The organism is Thermosipho sp. (in: thermotogales) (assembly GCF_020054775.1).
In the GTDB taxonomy this organism is placed as follows: Bacteria; Thermotogota; Thermotogae; order Thermotogales; family Fervidobacteriaceae; genus Thermosipho; species Thermosipho africanus.
The window spans coordinates 1-25,660 of the sequence record NZ_JAIHAP010000022.1 but is presented as its reverse complement, the minus strand read 5'-3'; the positions used below and the strand labels follow the sequence as shown (position 1 = coordinate 25,660).

Below are 25,660 nucleotides of genomic sequence, written 5' to 3'. Positions count from 1 at the left end.
TCTTGCCTTGTACTGTACAATACCATTGTAATTAATAACTTCATCTACAATGTGAGGCTTTACAACAACCCCACTGTTAAATATTCCAGAAAAGCCCTTTGCAATTTCCTCATGCGATGTTTCAATTGTTCCAAGTGCAAGTGTTAAATCCTCTGGATAATAACCATCTATTTTTAGCTTGTTTTTCAAAAAATCACGCACAACAATATCACCAAGCATTAAATACAGATTAACTGATGGTATGTTTCTTGAATGAATAAGTGCTTGCTTAAGAGTAGTTTGGCCGTAGTAATTTTTTTCAAAATTTTTTGGAGTCCAATCTCCTATTTTAATAGGTAAATCAAAAAGTTTAGAGTCTGGATTAAAACCTTCTAGTAAAGCTTTGTAATAATAAAATGGCTTAATTAAAGAACCTATTTGTCTTCTTCCATTATCAACACCTTTACCATAATATCCCAATATTTCGCCAGTTCTATAATTTAAAATTATTCCAGCATTGTTCTTACCTAAGTTTTTTTCAAGTAAAGCTTGATAGTCTTTGTCGAGTGTGGTTTTAACAGTAAAGCCCTTTCTAAGCGTATCAAGTGAAAAACCTATTTCTTTTAGTTCGCTAATAACTCTCCAAAAGACTTCTTCACTGTACTTTGATTCGATTACGTTGTATGAGCGTACATTTGGAAGCATTTTAGCATATTTTTCATAATCACTCGTTGAAATTACTCCTTCATTCAATAACCTTTTTAGGACTATTTCTGCTCTATTGTATCTTCCCTTTAAATCTTGAGGATTGAAATTTTCAGGAGATTTTACAGTATTGACTAACAGGGCAATTTCTGCAAGATTAAGATCTTTTGGATCCTTATTAAAATAATACTTTGCGGCTGTACCAAACCCATATATTCCATTTCCCATATAAGCACTGTTGAGATATAATTCAAGTAATTCTTCTTTTGTTCTTATCTTTTCTAAATAAATTGCTATAAATATTTCCTTTATTTTTCTTTCAATTGTTCTTGCTTGTGTTAAATATAAACTTCTTGCAAGCTGTTGAGTTAATGTACTTCCACCTTGGACATCTTTTTTTACAACGGTATAAAAGATCCCCCTTAGCATTCCAAAGATGTCTATACCTGGATGATTGAAAAAGTCTTCATCTTCAGAAATTATGAGCGCAGTAATGAGTTTTTCTGGATATTCATCTAGATTGTACCAGTAGGCTCTTGGAAAATAAAAAGGTGTTCCATCTGCGTATTCTATAATAAGGCTGGATGGAATTTTAGTTTCTGGCTCAGGAAGATTCTTAGTGATATTTGTGTATAAAAAAAGCAGTGAAAAAAAAACTAGTGAAAAACCTATTAAGAAAGCTATAACGTATCTCATTTACTACCTCGTTTTAAAGTATGGATTTATTTTAAAAAGAGTTTTAATGGTACATTGCTCATTATGACCAGGTAGAATTTTACAGTTTTCATCCATCTTAGAAAATCTTTCGTTCAAAGTTTTCAACGTTTCTATCATTTTTTCTCTTGAGCCTGAAAGATCCACTCTACCTATTGTACTACAAAAAACCGTATCTCCTGTAAAAATTAGATCATCAATTAAAATTATCCTCGATCCCATTGTATGCCCTGGCGCTTTAATAGTTTCAAAATTTTCGTCTATATCTTCAACATCACCATTAAAAGAAAAACTCTTACCAAACAACTGTGAAAAATTTAAAGATGGATTAGTTAACATTTCTTTATCTTCCTTAGAAATAAAGATTTTTTTAACATTTAATTCAGAAAGTCCCATAATATGGTCAAAATGTCCATGGGTTAAAAGAACATATACTTCTTTATCAGATACAAATTTGCCAATACCAAATCCAGGATCTACAATGTAGATCTTGCCATCATCTTCAAAGACATATGTATTAGTTGCAAGAGCTCCAGAGGTTTTAAATACCTGGTAGTTCAATGTCCCACTCCTCCATTTGTTTGTCAATTTCCTTTTCTAAATCTTCAAATAGCTTGTCAAAAGTATCTATGTATGTTTCAAATTCTTCTTCAAAATCTTGTGGATTTTCAAACGTATTTTCAATTACCTTTACAAGTTTTTTTGCACCAAGACTTATTAGTCTATTTCCATTGAAAAGATAAACTGTTCCTTCAAAGACAAACCAAGTATTATCTTTTACACCAAATCTTGTTCCACGAACACCTGCCGTTACAGAATCTTTCTTTATCTGAAACCTTGATTTTGACATTATAAACTTTAAAACATCTGCAACTACTTCGCCTTTTTCTACTTCCACTATAAAGTCAAAATCCTTATTGTTGCTTCTACTTCTCAAAATTTTCACTGTGCTATTTGGTTTTACATATAACTTACCCCAATTTCCAGAAATTACTGCATACGAGTTATCAAGAGTCTTTAAGATGATACCTTCATATAATTTTTCTTTTTTTGAGACAGGACTCCAGTTTTGACCGTCTTTGGAAATTGCTACATTTCCACTAAATTCTTCCAGCGTTACAAATGTAGCATCTTGAGGAAAAGAAGGCTCTACTACTATAAAGTTATAGTCAATAATTTTACCATCCACCTTTAATTTTAAATAAGTATCCATTGGAACAATTGGCGCTATATACGTAATAGTCGCAATATCTTTAAAAGAAAGCTCATCAATTAAAATATCCTCTGGTAAAACACCTCCTAGTACATCTATTACCGAAACTTTAAAATTTCCCTTGCTTAAAATTTTTATAGTAGTAGAGTCACCAGTAAACAATGTAAAGGAATTTGAAAACAAAATTAAAGGTATTAAGGATATCAAGAATATAATTTTTTTCATATTCCCTACTCTCCCTTAATTACCTTATCACCATCGTAAATCACAACTGTGTTGAAAATGTCTAGTTGTTGTGAAAAGATAATGTCATCTTTAAAGCCATACGCTTTTAGTACACGAGAATGCTTTCCTGTAAAATTTGGCATTTTAATTGATTTCCAAAAATTTAGAGATATTAAAGCACTATCTGATAGTTCATATTCTTTAAATAACACTAATTTTTCAATAAATGCACCTGCTACCTGAGTATCTTCAAAGGACTCTTCACCGTCATTTCCCGAACATACAAATAGTATATCATCAAATTTTTTAATGTATTCAAGAGTTTTTGAAAAATTTACAAAGGCACCAAGAATTATATTTTTTGAATGCTCCCTTGCTTTTGCTAATGCTTTTGTACCGTTTGTGGTGGTTATAACCAATTTTTTATCTTTAACTACATCTTTTGTGTATTCAAGAGGCGAATTTCCAAGGTCAAAATCCTCTGGCTTTACCCCACCTCTTTCTCCACATAGTAAAAAACCATCATTTCTATAAATTCTTGCTTGTTCAACTGTTTCCACTGGAACTAAAAATTGTGCTCCATTTGAAATAGCAGTAATCATTGTTGTGGTAGCCCGCAAGACATCTATTACAACTATAGCTTGATAATCTTTAATTTTTGTCGGGACCAATCTTACATCTAACAAATTAATCACCTCAATGATATTCTACCACAAAAAATAAAGGGCCAATGGCCCTTATTCTAAAAACTCTTTTATTCTATTAAATGCTTCGTTTATGGCTTCTAGAGAGTTTGCAAAGGACATTCGGACAAAACCTGGGGCCATAAATGCGCTTCCAGGAACAAGTGCAACTAGTTTTTCTTCAAGCAACTTTTTACAAAACTCTTCATCATTTTCCATTGGAGATTTAAAGAAAAGGTAAAACGCACCGTTTGGTTTTACAAATTCAAGACCAATTTTTTGTGCCATTTCAATTGTAAAATCTCTTCTTTTTTTGAATTCTTCAAACATATATGAAGTATCAGCTTCTAGTGCAAAAGATGCTGCATATTGTGCAATTGAATTTACAGATGAAGTTGTATGAGCTTGAATTTTTGCTATTCTTTTGTATATTTTTTTGTTTTTTGTAGCAATATATCCAACTCTCCAACCTGTCATGGCATGAGATTTTGAAAATGCATTGATATATATAAGATATTCTGGGTCAACAAAATTTGCAATTGATGTATATTTTCCATCGTATACAAGAGAATCGTAAACATCATCTGCTAAAACAAAAATTTTATTTTTATTTGCAATTTCAGCAATCTTTCTTAATACCTCTTCTGGATAGATAACCCCGGTTGGATTATTCGGAGAGTTTATGATTATCGCCTTAGTTTTATCCGAAATCAATGCTTTTAATTCTTCTATGTTTGGAACAAAACCTTCTTCAAAAGTTGTATTTAAAACTTTTATACTTGCTCCAGCTAGCATTATCATTGGAGGATAACTTACCCAGTAAGGAGAAATCAATATAACTTCTTCATCTTTATCAACAGTAGATAAAACTGCATTAAAAAGTGCCTGTTTTCCTCCATTTGTTACAATTATCTCGTCTTTTGAAAAATTAAATCCTTTTTGTTGCATAATTTTTGAGATAGTTTCACGAAGTTGGACAATTCCTTTACTGTCGGTGTACCTTGTAAAATTAATATCTAATGCCTCATGTGCTTTTTGCTTTATAACATCAGGGGTTGGAAAATCTGGCTCACCAGCTGTTAGGTTGATAACATCCTTTCCTTCACTTTTTAATTTTGATGCAAGAGCATTTATTTCCAGTGTTTTAGATGACGATATTTCATCTATAATATTCACTTGAAAGACCTCCCTACTTTATGATTAAATAGTATCTTACATATTCTTTTCTATCTTTTCCTCTTGCACTTATCATCAAGCTGTTTATATCATTGTTTATTTCAAATGGACCTGCCTGAAGATATCCATCTTTAAAAGTACTTTCAACAATTCCTTTTTCTCTAATATACACAACTGGATTTGAATAAAAAGGATCCAATTTAGCTTTTACATAAAGCTTTCCATCTTTCCAAAAATATGGCTTTTCTTTCAAAATCAATGGCTGCCTACTTAAAACATATCGAACATGTGACTCTGTTGCCCAATCTTCAAGGAGCGCTTCTCTTGGTATTTCAAAAGGTGAAATTTGTTTGTTGTATGGACCAGAAAGCTGTATAAACGCAAGTCTAAAACCATATTTTTTTAATATTTCAATCATTTCTTCGTTATAGTATCCATACGGGTATGCATAATACTTTAGAGATGTATTCATTTTTTCTTGCCAAATTTTTTGACCCTTTACTAAATCATCCTCAAAGTATTTTTTAAAACTTTCTAGATCCATCTTTTTAAGCAGTAACGGAAATTTTTCGTGGGTTGTTGAATGATGACCAAATTCAACACCCCACTCCGCCATCTCTCTTATCATATCCCATGTTAAATATTCTTTTGAAACACCTACTCCTCCAAAATACAAAAACACAGAAAATGGTACATTATATTTTTTAAAAACAGGAAATGCCTTTGTATATGTTGTAACATATCCATCGTCTACAGTGAATATAACCGCATTTTCTTCTTCTTTGTTTCCATATACATAGTCTTCTAAATCTTTAAGCGTCCAAATTTTATACCCAAGCTTTTTGACAAGATTTATATGCATTTCAAGTTCACTTGTCCATGTATTTGTTGTAGGGTATCTTTCATCATCAAAGCGATGGTATATAAATATAACAATGTTTGAAAAAGAAATAAATGAAAATAATAACAGAAAAATGACTATTTTTTTCATATATTTTCACCTCACTAATATTTTATTATGATTTTCAACGCACTTCCAATTTAAAATCTTTAAGAATGAAACGCTAAAATGAAATAGATGTAAGATATTCTTCGAAAGCTTTCTTTAAAGTCTCCACGTCATTTATTTTCATGACTTTTGCTCTAAATTGTCTTGAATTTGGTAAATTTTTTGTATAACCTGCTACAAATTTTCTAAATTCTTGGGCAGCACGTTCTCCTATTTCACTGTAAAGAAGATCTATATGATACAAAATGATCTTTTTAATTTCAGACAATGAAGGGGGTTTATCATTAAATACCCATGGTTTTCCAATACTTGCTCTTGCTATCAATACTCCATCAGCTTTTGAAATTTCCATAGCACGTTTTGCATCAGAAAGTGAATGTATATCTCCGTTAATATAAAGTGGAATATAACCTTTGTTTTTTATATTCCACGTAGCCTTTCCAGAGTACATTTGTTTTGCGGTTCGACCGTGCACTGCGATCATATCGGCTCCAGCATCAACAACTGTGTCATATATTTTTTCAAATTCATCTTTTTCAAATCCTATCCTTACCTTAACTGAAACTTTACAACTTACAGCTGACTTTACTTGCATAATTATATTTTTTAACCTATTTAGATCTTTTAATAGGGCGCTACCAGCACCTTTTTTTACAACTTTTTTTACAGGGCACCCTGCATTTATATCTATCCACGCCCCCATATTTTCAAGCATTGAAGCAGCTTTCGCCATAACAAATGGGTCAGATCCAAAGATTTGGATTGCTACTTTGTCTTTCTCCTCAGGTTTTGGAAAATAATACTCGTTTATTTTTAAATTTCTAATTACACTTTCAGCACTTATCATCTCTGTGTATGCAAACTCTGCCCCAAATCCAAAGCAGAGCTTTCTAAAGCTCCAGTTAGTTACTCCGGCCATTGGAGCAAGACCAATTTTACCTATCACCGTATACCTCCTCAACTAATTCAATAATGCTTTCTGGGACAAAACCATATATACTTTGTTTATTTTTAACCCTTTCCCTTACAATCGTTGATGAAATTTGAATAAGGGGAAGATCTAGTATATATATAGAATTTGAAAGTTCTTTTAGCACATTATTTGCCCTTTCATATAAAGTTTTGTCTTTGTATCTTGGATATACAAGCATCTTTACTTTTTTTAAAATATCTTCATATCTATACCATTTTTCAATAGAAAAAAGAGCATCTTCTCCGACCAAAAAGAAGATGCTTTCGTAATATTTTTCGTAATATTCTATAGTGTTAATTGCATAACTTATACCACCAAGCTTATTTTCAATATCACTTATTTCAACACCTTTTACCTTTTCAAATGCTTTCTTTGTTAAATAAAATCTTGTTTTAAAATCAACATCAACATGCTTGTGAGGAGGTGTTGAACTTGTTACAATATGCATATCTGCATATTTAAACATTTCTCTTACTAATTGTGCAATTATTATATGCCCATTGTGAGGAGGATTAAATGATCCTCCAAATATTACAAGACTATTCTTTGTATTCAAAAGCTCTTTGGGCAACCCAAACTGTATCGCCATCTTTTATCCCTGCCTCTTTTAATTTCTTTTCAAGACCATTTTTCTCTAGAAGTTCCATAAATTTTCTATAACCATCTTTTTGATTTAAATTCAACCTCTTAGCCCATTCTTCGACATAAGTGCCGGTAACAATAAATTCATTGCCTTCTTTTATAATCTCAATATTGAACCTATCAGGTAGTTCTTTCCAGAGAGGCTTTGGACGCTTAATTTGCTCGTTTACAACTTCCGATTGAGTATGGAATTTTTTACTTTCCTTAACTATTTCCGCAAGTTTGTAAACAATTTTTTCTATTCCTTCTCCTGTTATTATACTTGTAGGAAAAATTTGTTTTCCAGTCTCTTTTCTTAATTTTTCAAGTCTTTTTTCTAATTCCTCTTTGGATATGAGGTCTATTTTGTTGGCTATTATAATTTCTTCTTTTTGAGCAAGTTCACTGCTAAAATGTTCAAGTTCATTTCTAATGTCAAAGTAATCTTGGACAGGATCTCTTCCTTCCATTCCCGAAATATCTACGATATGCGCTATTACACTACATCTTTCAACATGTCTTAAAAACACATTTCCGAGCCCTGCTCCTTTACTTGCACCTTTTATAAGTCCTGGAATATCTGCAACTACAAACTGTAGTTCATTTACCGTTACAACACCAAGATTAGGTATCGTGGTTGTAAACGGATAATTTGCAATTTTTGGCCTTGCGTTGCTTATTTTTGATATAAATGAACTTTTCCCAACATTTGGATAGCCAACAAGTCCTACATCTGCAAGAAGTTTTAGTTCAAGAACTAACTTTCTCTCTTCTCCTTCAAAACCTCTTTCTGATATTTTTGGTGCTCTCATCGTAGAAGATTTAAAATGGACGTTTCCACGACCTCCTTTTCCTCCACGAGCTACACAGACAACCATTCCAGGCTTGTCAAGGTCTGCTATTATTTCCCCTGTTTCAAAGTCTTTCACAACAGTGCCAACTGGAACATCTATTACAACGTCTTTTCCATTTCTTCCATGCATTTTCTTTCCTTTTCCATTTTCACCATTCTCAGCAATGTATTTTTTCTTTTCTGATACACTTAAAAGAGTTGAAAGATTTGGATTAGCCTTTAAAAATACGTAGCCACCATTTCCACCGTCTCCACCATCAGGACCACCTTTTGGTACGTACTTTTCGTGTCTAAAACTTGCAGAACCATCTCCGCCTTTTCCACCTTTTACATATATAACTATTCTGTCAATAAAATCTGCCTTTTGCATTTATATCACCTCACAATTATTTTACCAAAACAAAAATTCCCCCTTCAACGGGGGAATGGAGCCAACGGCGGGACTCGAACCCGCAACCTACGCATTACGAATGCGCCGCTCTACCGGTTGAGCTACGTTGGCGCTATTACTCCTCATAGCAATTTTATCAAAAATACATTTATTGTCAATAAACTGCAATTTGCATTAAAATACATATATTTTTTAAATATTTCATATAATAATCAAATTTTTTGCAATTTGACAAAAAATTTTGAAAAGAGTATAATAAATTTTGAAAAGAGGAAATAGAACAATAGGACATATCATTTGTATTAAAAAGCAAAAATTGCCGATTTAATTATTTTAAAATTTTGAATCGTTGTTCAAAATTTTTGGAGGTGAGAGTGAATGCTACCAAAATGTCCGGTTTGCGGAAAACCAATGAAGGTAACTCAACTAAAATGTGTGCATGATAATGTTACAGTTTCTGGAATGTTCACAGTTTCGCCACTTGCATTTTTGGAAGAAGAGGATATGAATTTTATAATTTTGTTCTTGAGAAGTAGAGGAAACTTAAAAGAAATGGAACGTGTAACAGGGATTGGATATTTTACCCTTCGTGGAAGACTTGAAAAGCTACTCGATAAAATGGGACTTAAACCAATAGGAGATTCTGAAGTTGATGATCAAGATGATGTTTTTGAAAAATTAAAGAAGAAATTGATTTCAGTGGAAGATGCTTTAAACATTATTAAGAGAAAAGGGGGAGAGAAAAATGAATGAAGAAATTAGAAAAGTTTTAGAAGCTCTTAAAAATGGAGAAATTACAACTGAAGAGGCAGAAGCACTTATTGAAGCAATAAAACAAAGAGAAGATTATAAAGATGAAAATTTTGAAAGTTCAGACGAAAATGTCGAGACAAAAGTAGGTGAAATAACAGTAATAGAAGAGGGAGAGGTTTTTGAAGGTGATATTAATATCGTAAATGGAGAAGCTGTTATAAAAGGAATTGTAAATGGTGATTGTTCGATTGTTATGGGAAAACTAACATTTTCTGGTGAAGTAAAAGGGGACATGAATATTGTTGGCTCAAGGGTAAAATGGAACGGGGGAGTTATAAACGGAAGTTTAAATATTGTAGCAAGTAAAGAAGAGGGTACTCCTCCAAAAGTTAAGGGAGGACTTACAAGAGTAAACAATTTATTATTGAAGGGATTGTTTAAAGTATTTTTTAAACCATTTTTGTCAGGGTTTGAAATTAAAAATGGAAATTTTAAAAAGTCTAAAAAGACTCAAAAATTTGAAACATTGATTGTAGAAGAAGGTAAAGAATTTAAAACCGATGATGATATTGTAGCTGAAGAAGTAATAGTTAAAGGAAAATTAGCCTGTGGAAATCTAAAAGCAGATAAGATAAGAGCTATTGGAACCATTTCTTGTGGAAATATTGAAACAGAAGAATTAATAGTTGAAGGAACTGTGAAAACGGGAAACGTAAAGGCTGAGAATATAACAGTTTATCAGGATGGATCAATTAGTTCAGGAAATGTACATGCTGAAAATATAGAACTAAATGGAGTTATTTCATCAGGAAATGTTACATGCGAAGTTATCTGGGGAAATGGAAAATTGAATGCGGGGTGGCTTAACTGTGAGGAGAACAGACTCAACAAATAAACTTTTTACAAAGAATTTTTTGCTTTATATTGTTGGAAGATTAGTATCTTTAATAGGTTCAGGAATACAGATGATTGCAATTCCTTTGTATATTTTAGACGTTACAGGTTCAGGAGCTGCAATGGGAATATTTACTTTACTTAGTATTCTTCCAAGACTCTCGGTTGCCCCTTTTGCCGGGGTCTTGGGAGATAGGTTTAATAGAAAAAATATAATGGTTTTCACAGACTTTGTCCGCGGATTTTTAATACTTTTTCTTGCATTACTTTCATATACTAATAGTCTTAATATATTAATTTTATTTGTTATTCAGGCATTTGTTGCAGTTTTTGATGGCTTTTTTGGAGCTGCAACTACAGCCATGATCCCTGATATAGTTTCTGAGGATAAACTAAGATCAGCAAATTCTGTACTTGGTAGTGTTAATTCTTTTTCTATGATAATCGGACCAATTTTAGGTGGAATTATATATGGACTTTTTGGAATATTTGCTGTATTTTTAATCAACGGTACTTCATTTGTACTATCGGCGATTAGTGAAATGTTTATTGTATATAAAGTAAAATTTTCTAAAAAGTCTAAATTAAGTGTTTCTTCGTTTTTTAGTGAATTCAAGGAAGGCTTAACTTTCATTTTTAAAAATGAAGGATTAAAATATCTATTTACATTTGCAATGATAATTAACTTTTTAATGTCTCCATTATTCCAGGTAGTTGAGCCGTATGTTTTAAGGCAGATAGTAAAAATGAGTGCTCAACAATATGGTTTTGTGCAAACATTTTTTACAATTGGAATGCTTGCAGGAAACGTCTTTCTAATGTCCCTTTTAAAAAATGCAAAAAACAAAACTTTAATGATATCTGGAATATCTATTCAAAGTTTAGCAATTTTTGCATTTACAATATTGATTTTCCCAAACGTTCTTGTTAAATTTTCCATATGGAAATTTTTCTGGCTTACATCTATTATCTACTTTATAGTTGGTACATTTAATACTTTGGTAAATATCCCAATTTCAACAAATTTGCAACTCATGACCCCCTCTGAAATAAGGTCAAGAGTTTTTTCAACGCTTGAAATTTTTTCTCAGATTATGGTACCACTTGGTGCGGTCATATATGGATTTTTAATTGATGTTATGGCCGCACATATTCTTTTTTTGGTAGTTAACTTTTTAGCCCTAGCTATATCCATTGTTTTCTTTGTTATTGCACCACAACAGGTATATGAACCAAAAGCTGGGGGGGATTTTGATGCTGCAGGTTAAAAATCTTAAAAAGACCTATGTTTCAAAAGGGAAAAAAGTAGAAGCAATTAAAGGAATTAGTTTTGAGACTGAAAAGGGAGAAATCTTTGCAATTCTAGGACCAAACGGTGCGGGAAAGACTACAACTATAAAGTCGATATTAAGGCTTATAATTCCAGATGAAGGTGAAATCTATATAAACGGCATAGATGTTCACAAACATCCTTCACATGCACTAAAATATGTTTCTGCAGTTTTAGAAGGAAATAGAAATATTCATTGGAAGATGACAGTTTATGAAAACCTAAAATACTTTGGTCATATAAGAGGTTTAGGAGGAAAATACTTAAAAAGTAGAATTTCTGAAATTTTGGATTTTGTAGAGTTAACTGAAAAAAAGAACGAACTTGCTGGAAAACTTTCAAGAGGTATGCAACAAAGGTTAGCAATTGGAATAGCATTACTGCCTGATACTCCGCTAATTCTTTTAGATGAACCAACACTCGGCTTGGATGTTGAATCTTCATTAAAAGTAAGACAAATGCTTGAAAAACTTGCAAAAGATGGAAAGACCATACTCTTATCTACTCATGATATGCAACTTGTTGAAAAAGTGGCAAATCATGTGTTGATTATAAATAAAGGTAAGGTCGTTGTTAGTGATAAAAAAGAAAAACTTTTGGATGCTTTCAAGAAAAAAAGATTTAAAATAAGTTTTTTAAGCAATAATGGTTATAAAGAGCTTAAAAAATTCGGAACACTTGTCGAAGAAAACGGAGAAAAGATTTTAAACATTCAAATAGATAATATAGATCAATTATATGAAGTCCTTGAACACTTTAAGAGTAAAAACATTGAAATAAAGCGCCTTGAAAGTGTTATGGTGAACTTTGAAGAAGTTTTTGTAAATATTGTAAGAGGTGATGAAAATGGTCTATCTTAATGTGTTTAAAGGAACCGTTTTGAGGGTAATTTCGGAACTTAAAAGATATTATTTAAATACAATATCTTTTTTCACAATTATGACAATGCTGTTTTACTTTATGGTCTTGGGGGTTACAAAGTTTGGAAATCCTGCAAATTTAGGAGAAAGTATTCAAGCACTTGCAATAGGTTATATTGTATGGTTTACTTTTTTGGGAACCATTACAGATTTGTCGTGGACTATTATAAATGAAATGAGTATAGGATTAATTGAACAGGCATTTATTTCACCAGTTGGCCCTTCAACAATCTACCTTTTTTACCAATTTTCTAATTTTTTAATAATGATTCCTTTTGAATTTTTAATACTTATAGTTGTTTTTAAAATAGCCGGGATACCTTTAATTATACCAATGAGTTTTATAATCACTTTAATTTTGCTAATGCTTCAAGGTTATGGTATAGGTCTTATTTTAGCGGGTATAACTCTTAGATTCAAAAGAACTCAAGCATTACTAAATATAGCACAATTTGCTATTATAGGTCTTTTGCTAGGTGATTACAAAGGAATAGTAAAATATATTGTTCCAGCAAATGGTTATATGAAAATACTAAGTAATTTGATAGAAGGATCTTCTGTTAGATTTAATGATTGGATTTATATGATAACATCTTCTTTACTTTATATTTTTGTAGGAATTATCTTATTTAATTACTTTGCAGACGTAGTTAGAAAAAGAGGTGAAATTTCACAATATTAATAGCCATTTATTAATATAGTCAAGTTTTTGATTTAAGATTGGCAAAAATCAAAGACCCTGGCCAATGTAAAAAGTAAAAAAGGGCTACACTTGTTAAAATTGTTTTTGTACTAAACATCACCAACAAGGAGGTGTAGCCCAATAATATTCACTTCAATATTGTTTAACAACAAAAATTACTCAATAAATTTTCTAACATTGTCTTTGATAAATCTAAATGAGTGTATCTAAGAAAATATCTTTTTAGACAATACACTATAGATTGAAAAAATTATTAAAAAAAGTATAAAGCTCAAGAGACTTTTTAGTACACTGCTAGTCATTGAAGATAAAGAAATTAGATGAAAGAAAAAGAGACTTCATCTATTATATGAAGCAAAAGTGTTATTAGATTTTGAGATAGGAAATAATAGATAGAACATGCAGAAAATATGTTAGAAGATATAGAAGGTTCAATATTGTTAGCAGATAGAGGGTACTGGCAATGGGAGTTTGCTGAAAAAATGAAAGAAAAGATGAAGTTATATGTAAGACCTAGTGGAAGAAAAGGGAAAGAATTTATGAAAAGAGAAATAAATAGGTTGATATAAAGCAAAAGATGGGAAATAGAGTGGTACATAGAAATGCAAAAATAGAGGATAAAGATGAGAGGAATGAATGAAAGGAAGCTAAAGGCGCAGATTACATATATGTTACTAGGGCAGCAGTTAACGATATTAATAGACACACTCTCTGTTCATCCTAAGATGATTAGATTGATTGAAAAATAATTTTTACATTGACCAAGCTGTAACTCTAGATATCGAAAATGCCTCTGAAAACAATCTGTTAACTAAATAGAAACTTAATATTAACTAATAAAATTATAGTTGCTGGGTCTAAAACAGAAGAGTGTCTTAACATTATTGTAATCAATGTCAAAAAGTTCCTTTTTTACTAATTTATTATTACGGTATTTGTAACGTTTGTGTTAATAATTCAAAATTAGATGATTTTTTAGGAGATGTTTTTAAGTATGAATGATCGTGAAGGCTTATAAATTCTATATTTAACTTACAGTTTACTTCCGCTCAAAGGTTTTGTTACTTTTCTTTGTTATATTTATTTATGTGAATATTTATAGGTTTAGAATCTACCTATGAGGAATGAAAACAGTAGTTTTTCGATTGTTTCCAAATGGTAGCCTGTTTCAAAAGCCGTTTAGAATCTACCTATGAGGAATGAAAACTATCTATACTGTATCCATACTCTATCAATACTGCTTTTATATCGTTTAGAATCTACCTATGAGGAATGAAAACATTTATTAAATCAGTTATTATTTAATCTTCAGGAAGTTTAGAATCTACCTATGAGGAATGAAAACACATCTCCATTTTAGCACCTCTTTATCAATTTTTTCCAAACGTTTAGAATCTACCTATGAGGAATGAAAACAATTATATCTGTTTTGAAAACTGCAGCCGAAGATATGAACAAGTTTAGAATCTACCTATGAGGAATGAAAACCGGAATCATCCTCGTATTCTATTGGTACGTTAAAACTTTCTGTTTAGAATCTACCTATGAGGAATGAAAACTTATTGTTCCATCGTACTATGGAATCGTGATATACATTGGTTTAGAATCTACCTATGAGGAATGAAAACGCAATTAAAAAAAGTGGTGGGCCAAAGCCCACCTCTTAATAATGTTTAGAATCTACCTATGAGGAATGAAAACGAACTTTGCCAATTTTACTAAATTCTTTTTCACCATAATTTCGTTTAGAATCTACCTATGAGGAATGAAAACTTTGTGTTATAAATAAAGTAGGGCTTTCGGCCTACTCTAAATAAGTTTAGAATCTACCTATGAGGAATGAAAACCTGTTCATAGATTGTTTTCTTTTCCAAAACTTCAACTTCTTCAGTTTAGAATCTACCTATGAGGAATGAAAACACTATGTTCCAACGAATATAACAAACATTCAAGAGCATTGTTTAGAATCTACCTATGAGGAATGAAAACTGCTTTTTTTATCCATACACTGTGCTTTTCAATCAGAGTTTGTTTAGAATCTACCTATGAGGAATGAAAACTTACCTCAATATGGTTTATCCATGCGTTAACATATTCTCTCCAGTTTAGAATCTACCTATGAGGAATGAAAACAGCAAAAACGCTTTTTCTTCTACAATTTTTTCAAAAACTACCGTTTAGAATCTACCTATGAGGAATGAAAACTCTTTGTTCTTCTTTCAACTTTTCGACATAGCTTTTAAGTTCAGGTTTAGAATCTACCTATGAGGAATGAAAACGAAATTAATCACAAACTCTCCTAACTGCCATTTTATGACGTTTAGAATCTACCTATGAGGAATGAAAACCCAAGCAATAAATTTTTCTTCTTCTATTGTTTGTTCAAAAATGTTTAGAATCTACCTATGAGGAATGAAAACGGAATTCTCGTTCTTCTTTCTCGACTGCGATAATTGTGTTTAGAATCTACCTATGAGGAATGAAAACCTGTTAATAAGACTGCTTTTCCGTCGCTGAATACTATTGTTTAGAATCTACCTATGAGGAATGAAAACTTCTCCCACACCCTTTTTGTAATGTTTTAGCCACAAATTGGGTTTAGAATCTACCTATGAGGAATGAAAACCTAGAATCTTTTCGGCGCTCTTACATTTGGGGCAAATTGATGTTTAGAATCTACCTATGAGGAATGAAAACCAACAACAAGCGGTTTACCTTCTTTCGATCTCTTTTCTGTTTAGAATCTACCTATGAGGAATGAAAACGTAAAATTCTGGATATTTGTCTGCGTATCTTGAGACATATACGTTTAGAATCTACCTATGAGGAATGAAAACATACCATTGCTCTGAGAGAAATTTGTCTGTGGTAATTCTTTGTTTAGAATCTACCTATGAGGAATGAAAACACCAAGCATAACACTTACTCCATATAATGCTCCTGAAGGAAGTGGTTTAGAATCTACCTATGAGGAATGAAAACACTGTTGCATACTTTGCTACTTCTTCTTTGAAGTAGTTTAGAATCTACCTATGAGGAATGAAAACAATTCTGCGAGCGAGGACTGTGACCCTCTTCTTCTGGTTCATACCCGTTTAGAATCTACCTATGAGGAATGAAAACATGTCCTCTTGTTTTGACAAAAACCGGTTTTAATGCCTCTCCAGAGTTTAGAATCTACCTATGAGAAAAAAACACAATTTACATCACCGGCCTTTCAATGGAAGGATTTGGTGTTTAGAATCTACCTATGAAAAATAAATAATTATTTCTTTAAACGAGTATTTGTTTTTGATATAGTTTTCAAACAATTTATATTTTTTAAATTGTTTAAAAGGTTCAAGAATATGTAGATCAAAGACCGGTTTATTTTTCACTATTTGTAATGCAATATAAAGGATAGGAATTGTCGAAATTTAATATGTGGAAGATTCTGGATAAATCAAAAAATGAAGAGTCAAGTCTTCAAAGATAAAATACAAAATCATATTCTTACAATTTAATATAAAAAAAACATGGCTCGTCTAGAGCCATGTTTTTTTGAATGGAATAAATTAAAACTTTATTACTCTTTCGCTTTCCTTTACTCGTCCAACTACTTTTCCAGGAAGTTCATCTGTTTCTGAGACATATAACAAACCATATCCCATGTTAAAGGTATTAATAGCTTCGTCAAATTCTACGTATTTTAAAATCCAATCTACAAATTCCTTTTTTTCAATATTTATTTCATATCCTAAATTTCCAAGCAACCTTCTCAACGCTCTAGTAATTCCTCCACCAGTAACATGAGCCATTGCTTTTATTTTATCAAAATAAGGTATAATTTCCTTATAAATTCTTGTTCCTTTTAGTATATCAAAAGGTAAATCTTTTATGTTTATCTTTTCTTCACTAATTATCTTTCTAATAAGACTCCAACCATTTGAGTGAAAACCAGATGAATCTAAAGCCATAATATAATCACCAGGTTTTATATGAGAATGCTCAAATTTCTTTATAAGTGTGCCAATTGCAAAACCTGCAACATCAAAATGATTTTCTTGATACATATCTGGCATCTCAGCTGTTTCACCTGCAACCAAATACATATCACAATTTTTTAGCTCTTTAATAAGTGCATCAATAAATTTCTTTTCAATTTCACCAATCTTGTGTGTGCCTATATAATCTAAGAATGCTATTGGTTTTGCTCCAACACATATCAGATCATTATAATTCATAGCTATTAAATCTTTTGCTGCCTCCTTGAATGTTCCATGCTCAATGTGAAGTAAAATCTTAGTTCCTATACCATCAGCAGTAACTGCAATTGGGGGTGTAGTAAAAAGCAAAACAGTTGCATATCCAGTAGGTTCTTTTAAAATCCACTCTGGAATATTTACATTTTCCTTTATAATTTTTGCAAATTCATCTCCTTTTTTTACATCTACCCCCGCCTGTTTATATGTATACTTCATGCATAGATCACCCCAATATCTTTTCTAAATATCTTACCATCAAAATCTATTTTTTCTGAAATTTCATATGCTCTTTTTTTTGCTTCTTCCTTATTCTCGGAAAAAGCAACACAATGCAAAACTCTTCCACCATTTGTATAATATTTATCGTTTTCCTTTTTTACTCCTGCACCAAATATTACAAAATCTTCTCCTTGAAGTGGAAAGAGATTTCTTATCTCTTTTCCCTTTTCATATTTTCCCGGATAACCTTTGCTTGCAAGTACAACATCAAGAGCATAGTATTTGGGGTTAAATTCAGGAATATTTTCTTTGTTATAAGCCTTTAAAACGCACTCTACAAAATTGTCTGGGTTTGTTGCCACAATAACTTCAGTTTCAGGATCACCCAACCTTACGTTATATTCCAGGATATATGGAGTTTTTTCGTATATCATTAACCCAAGGTATAAAAATCCCCTGTAAAAAACCCCTTCTTTTTTTAAACCATAAAGTGTTTTTGCAAACAATTCCTCGATCTTTGTTTTTAATTCACCATCAATTTCAATAGGTCCAAAGCTCCCCATTCCACCAGTGTTAGGACCAGTGTTCCCAGTATTAATCTTCTTATAATCTTGTATAAACGGAAACAGTGAAAAATTGTCTCCATTAACAACAGCCATAGCTGAAAGCTCTCTTCCAGGTAAAAATTCATCAATAACTATTGGGCCAGAAACTCCCGCAATCAACTCTCCACTTATTAGCTTACTCCCAAGCTCAACTGCTTCATCTTTATTTTCAACAATCAATACACCTTTCCCTTTTGCAAGACCATCTGCTTTTAAAACATATGGCGGATAAAATTTTTCAATTTTTTCTAAAAGTTCCTCCCTATTGGATGCAATTTCAAACCTTGGAGTAGTTAAATTGTAAATACTCATAAATTGTTTTGCATAGATTTTTGAGCTTTCAAGTCTTGAAGCTCTACTGTCAGGTCCAAAAACATTAGCATACTTTTCAGCAATTCCATTTGCAAGGTATTCTTCTGAGCCAGGAATTATTAATCCATTAAAATATTTAAGGCTTTCAAAATCGATATTATTTTCAGTTAATCCATTGCCTGGCGTATAAAAAACTTCAAAACCAGCTTTTTCAAAAGCATATCCCATAGCATGTTCTCTTCCACCAGAACCTACTATACAAACTTTCATATTATCACCTCAATGTCTAAAAACTCTTCCTTCTGCCTTGTAAAATGACAAGCCCATTTTTTCAGCAGCATTAATTACTTCCTCATCTCTAATTGAACCCATTGGTGAAACAACTGCTTTTACCCCAGCCTTTGCAAGAATTTCAAGACCGTCGGGGAAAGGAAAGAAAGCATCAGAGGCAGCATATGCATCTTTTGCTTTTTCGCCTGCTAGCTCTGTTGCTATCCATGCAGCTCTTTTTCTGGAAGGCTGACCGGTTCCTATACCTACGGTAGTCATATCTTTTGAAATTAAAATCGCATTAGACTTTACACCTTCAACTACAATAAAAGCAAATAATAATTCGTTTAATTCTTCAACATCCAATTGCGGACCTGCAACGTGGGTGAATTTTAAATCTGGAAGCTTTCTCTCGCCAACTAAAAATGCTCCAAATGCAGGTTTTCCTACCTTTGGTTCATAATCATTTATCTTTAAAATTCTAACCTTTTTCTTTGAAAGAGCTTCAATTGCTTCTTGAGTAAAACTTTCTGCAACGACAACTTCGAGATATTTTTTCTTAATTGCCATTGCACATTTTTCATCAAACTCAAAATTAACAGCTAATATACCTCCAAAACTTGATTCTTCATCTGCTGCTATTGCAGAAAGAATTGATTCAACCTTATCATTCTTTATAGATGCTCCGCATGGTGTTTGGTGTTTTACTACTACACTTGCATAGCCTTTTAGTTTTTTTAGATTATTTGCTATTACATAGGCAGCTTCGGCATCCAATATGTTGTTGTACGAAAGTTGCTTGCCTTCATGTAAAATCTCAAACGCAGGTTTTCCAAAAATTTCTGCTTTTTCATGTGAATTTTCCCCATACCTTAAATCCAAATTAAATTTTTCCAGATACACCCCCGCTCACTCCTTTCAAGAAATTAATCATTCAAAATTTTATCAATAATGATAGGATAATATTTATGCTCTATTTTATGTATTTCTTCCTCAACCTCTTCAAAAGACATTCCATCTATATTAATTGCATGCTGAAATATTATTGGACCTGTATCAACACCTTCATCTACATAATGTATTGTAATTCCAGTAACTTTAACTCCATATTCATATGCCTGCTTTATCGCATCTTTTCCCTTAAAAGCAGGCAAAAGTGATGGATGTATGTTAACTATCTTCCATTTATTTACTATATTTGGAGGCAAAATTTTCATAAATCCTGCTAGAACAACTAAATCCGGATTTAATTCTTCTAAAAGCGAAAATAATTCTTCCTTCCAATCCTTTGAAAGTTTCTTATAGGAAATCCCCAATCTTTTTGCTCTCTCAATTGCAAAACATTCTTTGTTTACTACTAACATCAAAATCTCTGCTCTTAATTTTCCCTCTCTTTGTGCTTTCACAATTGCTTCAAAATTTGAACCATTTCCTGATGCAAGCACAACTATACGGGGTAATTTAGATTGAGACATCCCAGGCATAAATTATCTCCCCCAATTGCTTTTTTCAACCCTTCAACAGATAAATAATGGAGTTCGTCAGCATTAATTTCACTTAAAATTTCATCTATGCTCTTTTGATTTGCTATAAGCTCATTTTTTCTTGAAGTATCAATACCATAAGGGCATGGTCCAATAACAGGTGGTGAATGTATACCAACTTTTACTTTCCTTGCACCGTTTTCTTTTAACATCTTAACTATTTGCTTCATTGTTGTTCCACGAACAATAGAATCATCAATTATTATAACTTCTTTATCCTTTATAACTTCTGGTATTGGAACAAGCTTTCTTTTTATTATCTCCTCACGATTTTCAGGCATAATAAAGCTTCTTCCAAGATACCTATTTCTCATAAGACCAAGTTCTATCGGAATCTTTGATGCTGCTGAAAAACCCAGTGCTCCCGAAAATCCTGAATCTAGAATTGGAATAACTATATCTCCCCTCATGTTGCTTTCTTCAAATAAAATTTCTCCCATTCTATATCTTGCTCTGTGTACATTTCCATACAAAAAGTTACTATCTGGTCTTGAAAAATAGATATATTCAAAAGAGCAAAATTTAACATCCGTGTTTGCATACTTTACCTTTTCAATTCCACTATCAGAAAAAATTACTATTTCTCCAGGCAATACCTCAACAATTTTATTTGCACCTATTGAATAAAGAACTGAGTCTTCTGATGCTATAACATAACCGTTTTTGTACTTTCCATAAAAAAGAGGTCTAAATCCAAACCTATCTCTTGCTGCTATTAACTTGTCCTTTCCAAGTATAACAACAGAATAAGCCGAAGAAATTCTTGAAAATGCCCATTGAATTGATAGTATTGGATCAGAGTAAGGGGCAAGAGAAATATAATGGAGGAAAATTTCAGTATCAAGAGTTGAATTAAAGACAGAACCTTTTTCCACAAGTGAGTTAATTCTAGATTCTGCATCAGGAATGTTACCATTGTGTGCTATTGCAAATTTTCCTTTTGATGTAATACCTATAAGCGGCTGAATCTCTGTGTTTGAGCCGTATGTAGAATACCTAACATGGCCTATACCACTATTTCCTGGTAAAAAGTTTGACTCACTCAAAACTTGAGAAACTAGTCCCTTGTTTTTTATCATTTTAAAATCTTCAAGAACTATTCCAACACTTTCTTGTCCTCTGTGTTGTAATCCAAGCAATAAATCATGTAAAACGTTATAAGATTTTTCAACGTTCCAAACCCCTGCTATTCCGCACATAACACCCCTCCACATTTAAAATGAAAATGAGGAGCATTAGGCTCCTCATTTTTGCACAATCAAAGTTCCCTTTGCGGGAATATATAATAAATAAATGATAATGATTTTATTTTTAAAAGTTTTTTGTCTTTCATGTATCTCCCTCCTACATCTTGATTTTAAATCTAAAATAAAATTTTGTAAAGAGTAAAAAGTTAAAATTTATGTTGCTTAAAAATATTAAAAAGGGAAATTGAAAGTTGACATTTTTACAACTTGTGATATATTTTTATTGGCGTTATAAATAATATATCCCACAAAAAGACATTATTGACAAAAAACAGAAAATATGGTATAATATAATTCGATAACGATGGATTCCGGCGTAGCTCAATAGGCAGAGCGGGTGGCTGTTAACCACTAGGTTGGGGGTTCGAGTCCCTCCGCCGGAGCCAGTTGTTGTATAAATCGGGACTTGAAAGTCCCGATTTGTTTTTATTACTTACCCATTCTTTTTAATTTTTTAAATGATTATATATTATTCATAAAATTTCAAAACTTGAATTAACTTCAAAAACCATAATATTTTCAGACTTTTTTTCGAATATTTTTAATAAAACATCTTTTGATCCAAAATCTTTCTTTCCAGCAATAATTTTTCTTATTTTTTTGTTTGGATCTATAATATCTTTGTATGATTTTACTTGATCGTAAGCTTCGCTACCAATCCTAGTAAATTCTCCATTCTTCTTTAAAATTATTCCATTTTTTACTTCAACAAAGGCGATATTTTCTGAATTATATGCTATTACTATATCTGCTTCTCCGCCATAAACAGTCTGCTCCGAAAAAAATTCAAAACTATCGTTGCCAAAGCTAATTTTGTCAAATACGACCTTTTTATATTTATAAATTGATGCTTCAAGAATACGCTTTATTAATGTTTGAAGAAATATTTCTTTGTCAACAATATTTTCAACTGAAAATTTTTCTTTATTAATACGCTTATTCTTCGAAAATACTTCAGCAAAATCTTTCAATGTAAAACTGCTTAAGCTTACACTTAAATTCTCTATTCCAAAAATTTTATTAATATCACTTAAAGATAATTGAAAATGAGATTTTTTTAAACTAACTCTTGGAATCAAATTTATACCAAATCTTTCAAAACCAGATTTAAAAACAAGAGATGTCAAAAAATCTGTCTTTTCCAATAGTTTTAAAGATAACCTATATGGAAAATAAAGATTACCTTTTTTGGTGCTTATTGCTCTCCATTTATCTCCATTATTCAGTGGTACTGGATCATACATTTCATTTCCTATAGAATTATTTGATTTTTTGTAATGCTCAGGAATAAACTTTTTTTCTACCTTGTACAAATTGAAAATTCTTCCGTTATAATAAAACGAAACATAATCACCTTCATTTATATCTAAATAAGCCCAAACACCATTATCTGTCTCAGGAAAACCTGCAATATCATTTTCAACGCATTTTTTTAAATTTTCTTCATTAGACAGCACAACAATAAAAAACTTAGATTTTAACTTGTTATTTAATTCATCAATTCTTATTGTAATTTCCATTATTTTTCCTCCTATCTTTTACCAAAACTTTCTTTTTATATTTCTAACCGTAAAAATCCCCCATGTAAATGTAATAGCTGCGGAAATTGCATTTCCGGTTACAATCCCCCCACCAAACTCCATTTAAACCAATATTAAATGCAAAAACATACAAATAGGAGAATAAAACTTGCATGATTATCGTTCTATTTATTGAAACAATCATACTCCTTATTCCATAACCTGTTCCTTGAAACATGGAGGAGGTAAACATTCCAAATGGCACTCCTGGCAAAAACAACGATAAAATTCTAAGTGCATTTACAAGTTCACTGTAAATTTGTGCTCCATTTTCTGAATACGTAAAAGCCTTTGCAATGTAATTTGCAAAAATTAAAATAGAGCTCATAACGACCAACGAAATTATTTCTCCAAATCTAATAGCATACAAATAAGCTGTTTTTAATTTTTTAGCATCCCTTTGTCCAAACGCTGCACCAGTCACAGAAGTAACAGCAGTTGCTATCCCAATCAACGGTACTGTCCCAAAGTTTATAATTCTCCAGGCACTAGTAAAGACAGCTATTCCTAAATCTTTTCCCGCTTTAACCGCAAAAACGTTCAATACGAACATTGCAACAGACATTGCAATCTGGGCTATTGAAGAAGGAATCCCAACCCTTAATATATCATTTATTATCTTTGCTTCAAGCTTCATTCCTTTTATATGTATAGAAACATATGTATCTTTTTTTATAAACAACCAAAAAACAATTAAGATAGCTGAAACAAGTATCGAAAAGACTGTTGCATAAGCTGCACCTTTTATTCCAAGTTTAAATGTATAAATAAAAAGTGGATCCAAAAAGATATTAAGTATCGACCCGATCGAGATTGCATACATTGCTTTTTTTGCGTCACCTTCTCCACGCAAAATTCCATTTGAAACGTTATTAAACATTAATAGCGGAATGGAAAATATAATTATATAAGCATATTTTAGAGTTTCATCCAAAACTTCTTTACTTGTTCCCAATACTTCTAAAACAGGTTTAATAATGGCTAAAGATACAATCATAAAGGTAAGTCCAAAAATAACAGCTATTGCCAGCGAATTTACAGCAGCTTTATCAGCTTCATTTTTATTTTTTTCTCCAATTTTTCTTGCTATAACTGAACTTGCACCAACTCCAAGCCCAGATGCAAGAGAAATTATTATCATAAATATTGGAAAAAATGCACCTATAGCCGCAAGTGCTGCTGGACCAAGTCCTGCAACCCATATACCATCGACCAAGTTATACATAGTTTGAACTAACATTGCAAATATCATAGGGATAGAAAGTTTTACTATTGCTCTTTTTGGATCACCTTGAAGTAATTTAACACCCTTTGTTTCCACAAAAGTTCACCTCCAAAGAAAAAAAAGTGCCTCTTCACGTTGAAGAGGCAAACAACTTCATTTATATTATACACCCTTTTCTAACTACTTCAAAATTTATTGTTTTAAAACCCTTAATTTTTCAATCAGCTTTGGAACAACTTCGTATACATCTCCAACTATTGCATAATCTGCTATTTTAAATATAGGAGCATTTTTATCTTTATTAATAGCTATTATACATTTTGAATCTTTCATTCCTGCAATATGCTGTATTGCGCCTGAAATACCACAAGCTATATATATCTTCGGTTTTACTGTTTTTCCAGTTTGACCAACTTGGATTTCTTGAGGTGCCCAACCTGCCTCAACCGCTGCACGTGAAGCTGCAATTGTACCATTTAATTCTTTTGCAAGGTCCCTTAAAAGATCAAATCCTTCCTTCTTTGAAAGTCCTCTTCCTCCTGCAACTATAACATCACTTTCGGTAATATCTTTTAAAAGAGAGTTTTTTTCCATAATTTCTAAAGTTTTTGTTGTACAATCTTTTTCAAGTTCAAATTCAATTTTTTCTATTTCTGGAATTTTTTCTAATTTTTTTGCCTCAAAAATACCTGGCCTTACAGTTGCCATCTGAGGAATATGCTCAGGACAAATAATAGTTGCCATTATATTTCCGCCGAAGGCAGGTCTTGTTTGAAGCAATAAGCCATCCTCATCTAAATCAAGCTGTGTACAATCTGCCGTAAGACCGGTATTTAACTTTGCTGCAAGTCTTGGAGCTAAATCTCTACCGACAGACGTTGCACCAATTAACAATATATGAGGTCTGTCATCTTTTATCAAATTATACAATGCATTTGTATATATCTGGCTGTCGTAAAACTGCAAATCTTTATTGTACAAATGAACTATTTTATCTGCTCCATACTTTGAAATAGTATCATCCAAATCGTCTTTATCAATGTAAACTGCTACAACTTTTGCACTCAATTTTTGTGAAAGTTCATTTGCTTTTGTCAAAAGCTCAAGACTTACTTTTTTCACCTTTTTATTAAACGTTTCTATATAAACCCATATTTCTTTCATTTTTATTTTCCTCCTCTTCAAAGAAATATTTTTAATTAGCCTCCTGAAATTTGTTTTTTCTTAATTTTTTGAAAATATTATTCTTTCCCTTTTATCTTTAAAAAGAGT

Annotated in this window: 22 protein-coding genes, 2 tRNA genes, 1 pseudogene and 1 CRISPR repeat array; of the genes and pseudogenes, 7 read left to right on the top strand and 18 right to left on the bottom strand. The window is 31.7% G+C overall.

Annotated elements, in window-relative coordinates:
• The 10 genes from JG780_RS05490 to JG780_RS05445 form a co-directional block, all read right to left on the bottom strand.
• On the bottom strand, positions 1 to 1,380 hold a 1,380-nt coding region (locus tag JG780_RS05490), incomplete at its 3' end, for a transglycosylase domain-containing protein (RefSeq protein ID WP_287569436.1).
• Between the two features lie 3 nt (positions 1,381 to 1,383).
• Positions 1,384 to 1,959 carry an MBL fold metallo-hydrolase gene (locus JG780_RS05485; RefSeq protein ID WP_287569435.1) on the bottom strand — a complete coding sequence of 192 codons (576 nt, stop codon included), beginning with the start codon at positions 1,957 to 1,959 and terminating at the stop codon, positions 1,384 to 1,386.
• Positions 1,940 to 2,836, bottom strand: coding sequence for a FecR family protein (locus JG780_RS05480; RefSeq protein WP_004100305.1), 897 nt, complete (start codon positions 2,834 to 2,836; stop codon positions 1,940 to 1,942). Before JG780_RS05480 ends, JG780_RS05485 begins: the two co-directional genes overlap by 20 nt.
• A gap of 5 nt (positions 2,837 to 2,841) precedes the next feature.
• Positions 2,842 to 3,531 (bottom strand): 2-phosphosulfolactate phosphatase, encoded by a 690-nt coding sequence (locus tag JG780_RS05475; RefSeq protein WP_249031065.1) that lies wholly within the window; start codon positions 3,529 to 3,531, stop codon positions 2,842 to 2,844.
• 42 nt (positions 3,532 to 3,573) lie between these two features.
• Positions 3,574 to 4,695 (bottom strand): aspartate aminotransferase, encoded by a 1,122-nt coding sequence (gene aspC, locus JG780_RS05470; RefSeq protein WP_114702953.1) that lies wholly within the window; start codon positions 4,693 to 4,695, stop codon positions 3,574 to 3,576.
• A 13-nt stretch (positions 4,696 to 4,708) separates the two neighbouring features.
• A complete protein-coding gene (locus JG780_RS05465; RefSeq protein WP_004100298.1) occupies positions 4,709 to 5,686 on the bottom strand; it encodes a polysaccharide deacetylase family protein in 978 nt (325 codons plus the stop codon).
• A gap of 73 nt (positions 5,687 to 5,759) precedes the next feature.
• Complete coding sequence (locus JG780_RS05460; protein ID WP_012579782.1) at positions 5,760 to 6,650, bottom strand: tRNA dihydrouridine synthase; 891 nt, start codon at positions 6,648 to 6,650, stop codon at positions 5,760 to 5,762.
• The gene (gene nadD, locus JG780_RS05455; protein WP_012579781.1) at positions 6,640 to 7,266 is read right to left on the bottom strand and encodes a nicotinate (nicotinamide) nucleotide adenylyltransferase; all 627 of its coding nucleotides are present in this window, start codon (positions 7,264 to 7,266) and stop codon (positions 6,640 to 6,642) included. The genes JG780_RS05460 and nadD overlap by 11 nt, the downstream gene beginning before the upstream one ends.
• Positions 7,217 to 8,521 (bottom strand): GTPase ObgE, encoded by a 1,305-nt coding sequence (gene obgE, locus JG780_RS05450; RefSeq protein ID WP_287569434.1) that lies wholly within the window; start codon positions 8,519 to 8,521, stop codon positions 7,217 to 7,219. The genes nadD and obgE overlap by 50 nt, the downstream gene beginning before the upstream one ends.
• Positions 8,522 to 8,577: 56 nt before the next feature.
• A tRNA-Thr gene (locus JG780_RS05445) sits at positions 8,578 to 8,653 on the bottom strand.
• 267 nt (positions 8,654 to 8,920) lie between these two features.
• Here JG780_RS05445 and JG780_RS05440 point away from each other — a divergent pair.
• The 6 genes from JG780_RS05440 (at position 8,921) to JG780_RS05415 (ending at position 13,711) form a co-directional block, all read left to right on the top strand.
• Complete coding sequence (locus tag JG780_RS05440; protein WP_012579780.1) at positions 8,921 to 9,295, top strand: DUF2089 domain-containing protein; 375 nt, start codon at positions 8,921 to 8,923, stop codon at positions 9,293 to 9,295.
• Positions 9,288 to 10,190, top strand: coding sequence for an SHOCT-like domain-containing protein (locus tag JG780_RS05435; protein WP_287569433.1), 903 nt, complete (start codon positions 9,288 to 9,290; stop codon positions 10,188 to 10,190). The genes JG780_RS05440 and JG780_RS05435 overlap by 8 nt, the downstream gene beginning before the upstream one ends.
• Positions 10,165 to 11,457 carry an MFS transporter gene (locus tag JG780_RS05430; protein WP_287569432.1) on the top strand — a complete coding sequence of 431 codons (1,293 nt, stop codon included), beginning with the start codon at positions 10,165 to 10,167 and terminating at the stop codon, positions 11,455 to 11,457. The genes JG780_RS05435 and JG780_RS05430 overlap by 26 nt, the downstream gene beginning before the upstream one ends.
• The gene (locus tag JG780_RS05425; RefSeq protein WP_004100270.1) at positions 11,444 to 12,379 is read left to right on the top strand and encodes an ABC transporter ATP-binding protein; all 936 of its coding nucleotides are present in this window, start codon (positions 11,444 to 11,446) and stop codon (positions 12,377 to 12,379) included. Before JG780_RS05430 ends, JG780_RS05425 begins: the two co-directional genes overlap by 14 nt.
• A complete protein-coding gene (locus JG780_RS05420; RefSeq protein WP_004100267.1) occupies positions 12,366 to 13,121 on the top strand; it encodes a hypothetical protein in 756 nt (251 codons plus the stop codon). The genes JG780_RS05425 and JG780_RS05420 overlap by 14 nt, the downstream gene beginning before the upstream one ends.
• A 431-nt stretch (positions 13,122 to 13,552) precedes the next feature.
• Entirely contained in the window at positions 13,553 to 13,711 is a 159-nt protein-coding gene (locus JG780_RS05415; protein WP_012579775.1) for a hypothetical protein, read from the top strand.
• A 533-nt stretch (positions 13,712 to 14,244) separates the two neighbouring features.
• Positions 14,245 to 16,407: a CRISPR direct-repeat array (repeat unit 30 nt; unit sequence GTTTAGAATCTACCTATGAGGAATGAAAAC).
• Positions 16,408 to 16,696: 289 nt separating this feature from the next.
• On the opposite strand, the gene JG780_RS05410 is transcribed toward JG780_RS05415, so the two are convergent.
• From JG780_RS05410 to purF, 5 genes are read right to left on the bottom strand one after another with little or no spacing between them, the layout of a single operon-like run.
• Positions 16,697 to 17,602, bottom strand: coding sequence for a phosphoribosylformylglycinamidine cyclo-ligase (locus JG780_RS05410; RefSeq protein ID WP_004104694.1), 906 nt, complete (start codon positions 17,600 to 17,602; stop codon positions 16,697 to 16,699).
• Positions 17,599 to 18,792 (bottom strand): phosphoribosylamine--glycine ligase, encoded by a 1,194-nt coding sequence (gene purD / locus JG780_RS05405; RefSeq protein ID WP_287569431.1) that lies wholly within the window; start codon positions 18,790 to 18,792, stop codon positions 17,599 to 17,601. Before purD ends, JG780_RS05410 begins: the two co-directional genes overlap by 4 nt.
• 9 nt (positions 18,793 to 18,801) lie before the next feature.
• Positions 18,802 to 19,695, bottom strand: a complete 894-nt coding sequence (locus JG780_RS05400; protein ID WP_287569430.1) for a phosphoribosylaminoimidazolecarboxamide formyltransferase — start codon at positions 19,693 to 19,695, stop codon at positions 18,802 to 18,804.
• A 23-nt stretch (positions 19,696 to 19,718) separates the two neighbouring features.
• A complete protein-coding gene (gene purN, locus JG780_RS05395; protein WP_287569429.1) occupies positions 19,719 to 20,276 on the bottom strand; it encodes a phosphoribosylglycinamide formyltransferase in 558 nt (185 codons plus the stop codon).
• Entirely contained in the window at positions 20,240 to 21,535 is a 1,296-nt protein-coding gene (purF, locus tag JG780_RS05390; protein ID WP_287569428.1) for an amidophosphoribosyltransferase, read from the bottom strand. The genes purN and purF overlap by 37 nt, the downstream gene beginning before the upstream one ends.
• Before the next feature lie 358 nt (positions 21,536 to 21,893).
• On the opposite strand from purF, the gene JG780_RS05385 reads away from it, so the two are divergent.
• Positions 21,894 to 21,969 (top strand) — tRNA-Asn (locus JG780_RS05385).
• Positions 21,970 to 22,056: 87 nt separating this feature from the next.
• On the opposite strand, the gene JG780_RS05380 is transcribed toward JG780_RS05385, so the two are convergent.
• The 3 genes and pseudogenes from JG780_RS05380 to JG780_RS05370 form a co-directional block, all read right to left on the bottom strand.
• Positions 22,057 to 23,103 (bottom strand): hypothetical protein, encoded by a 1,047-nt coding sequence (locus tag JG780_RS05380; protein WP_287569427.1) that lies wholly within the window; start codon positions 23,101 to 23,103, stop codon positions 22,057 to 22,059.
• Positions 23,104 to 23,121: 18 nt separating this feature from the next.
• A pseudogene (locus JG780_RS05375) lies at positions 23,122 to 24,484 on the bottom strand (MATE family efflux transporter).
• Between the two features lie 96 nt (positions 24,485 to 24,580).
• Entirely contained in the window at positions 24,581 to 25,552 is a 972-nt protein-coding gene (locus tag JG780_RS05370; RefSeq protein WP_287569426.1) for an electron transfer flavoprotein subunit alpha/FixB family protein, read from the bottom strand.
• Between the last annotated feature and the right edge of the window lie 108 nt (positions 25,553 to 25,660).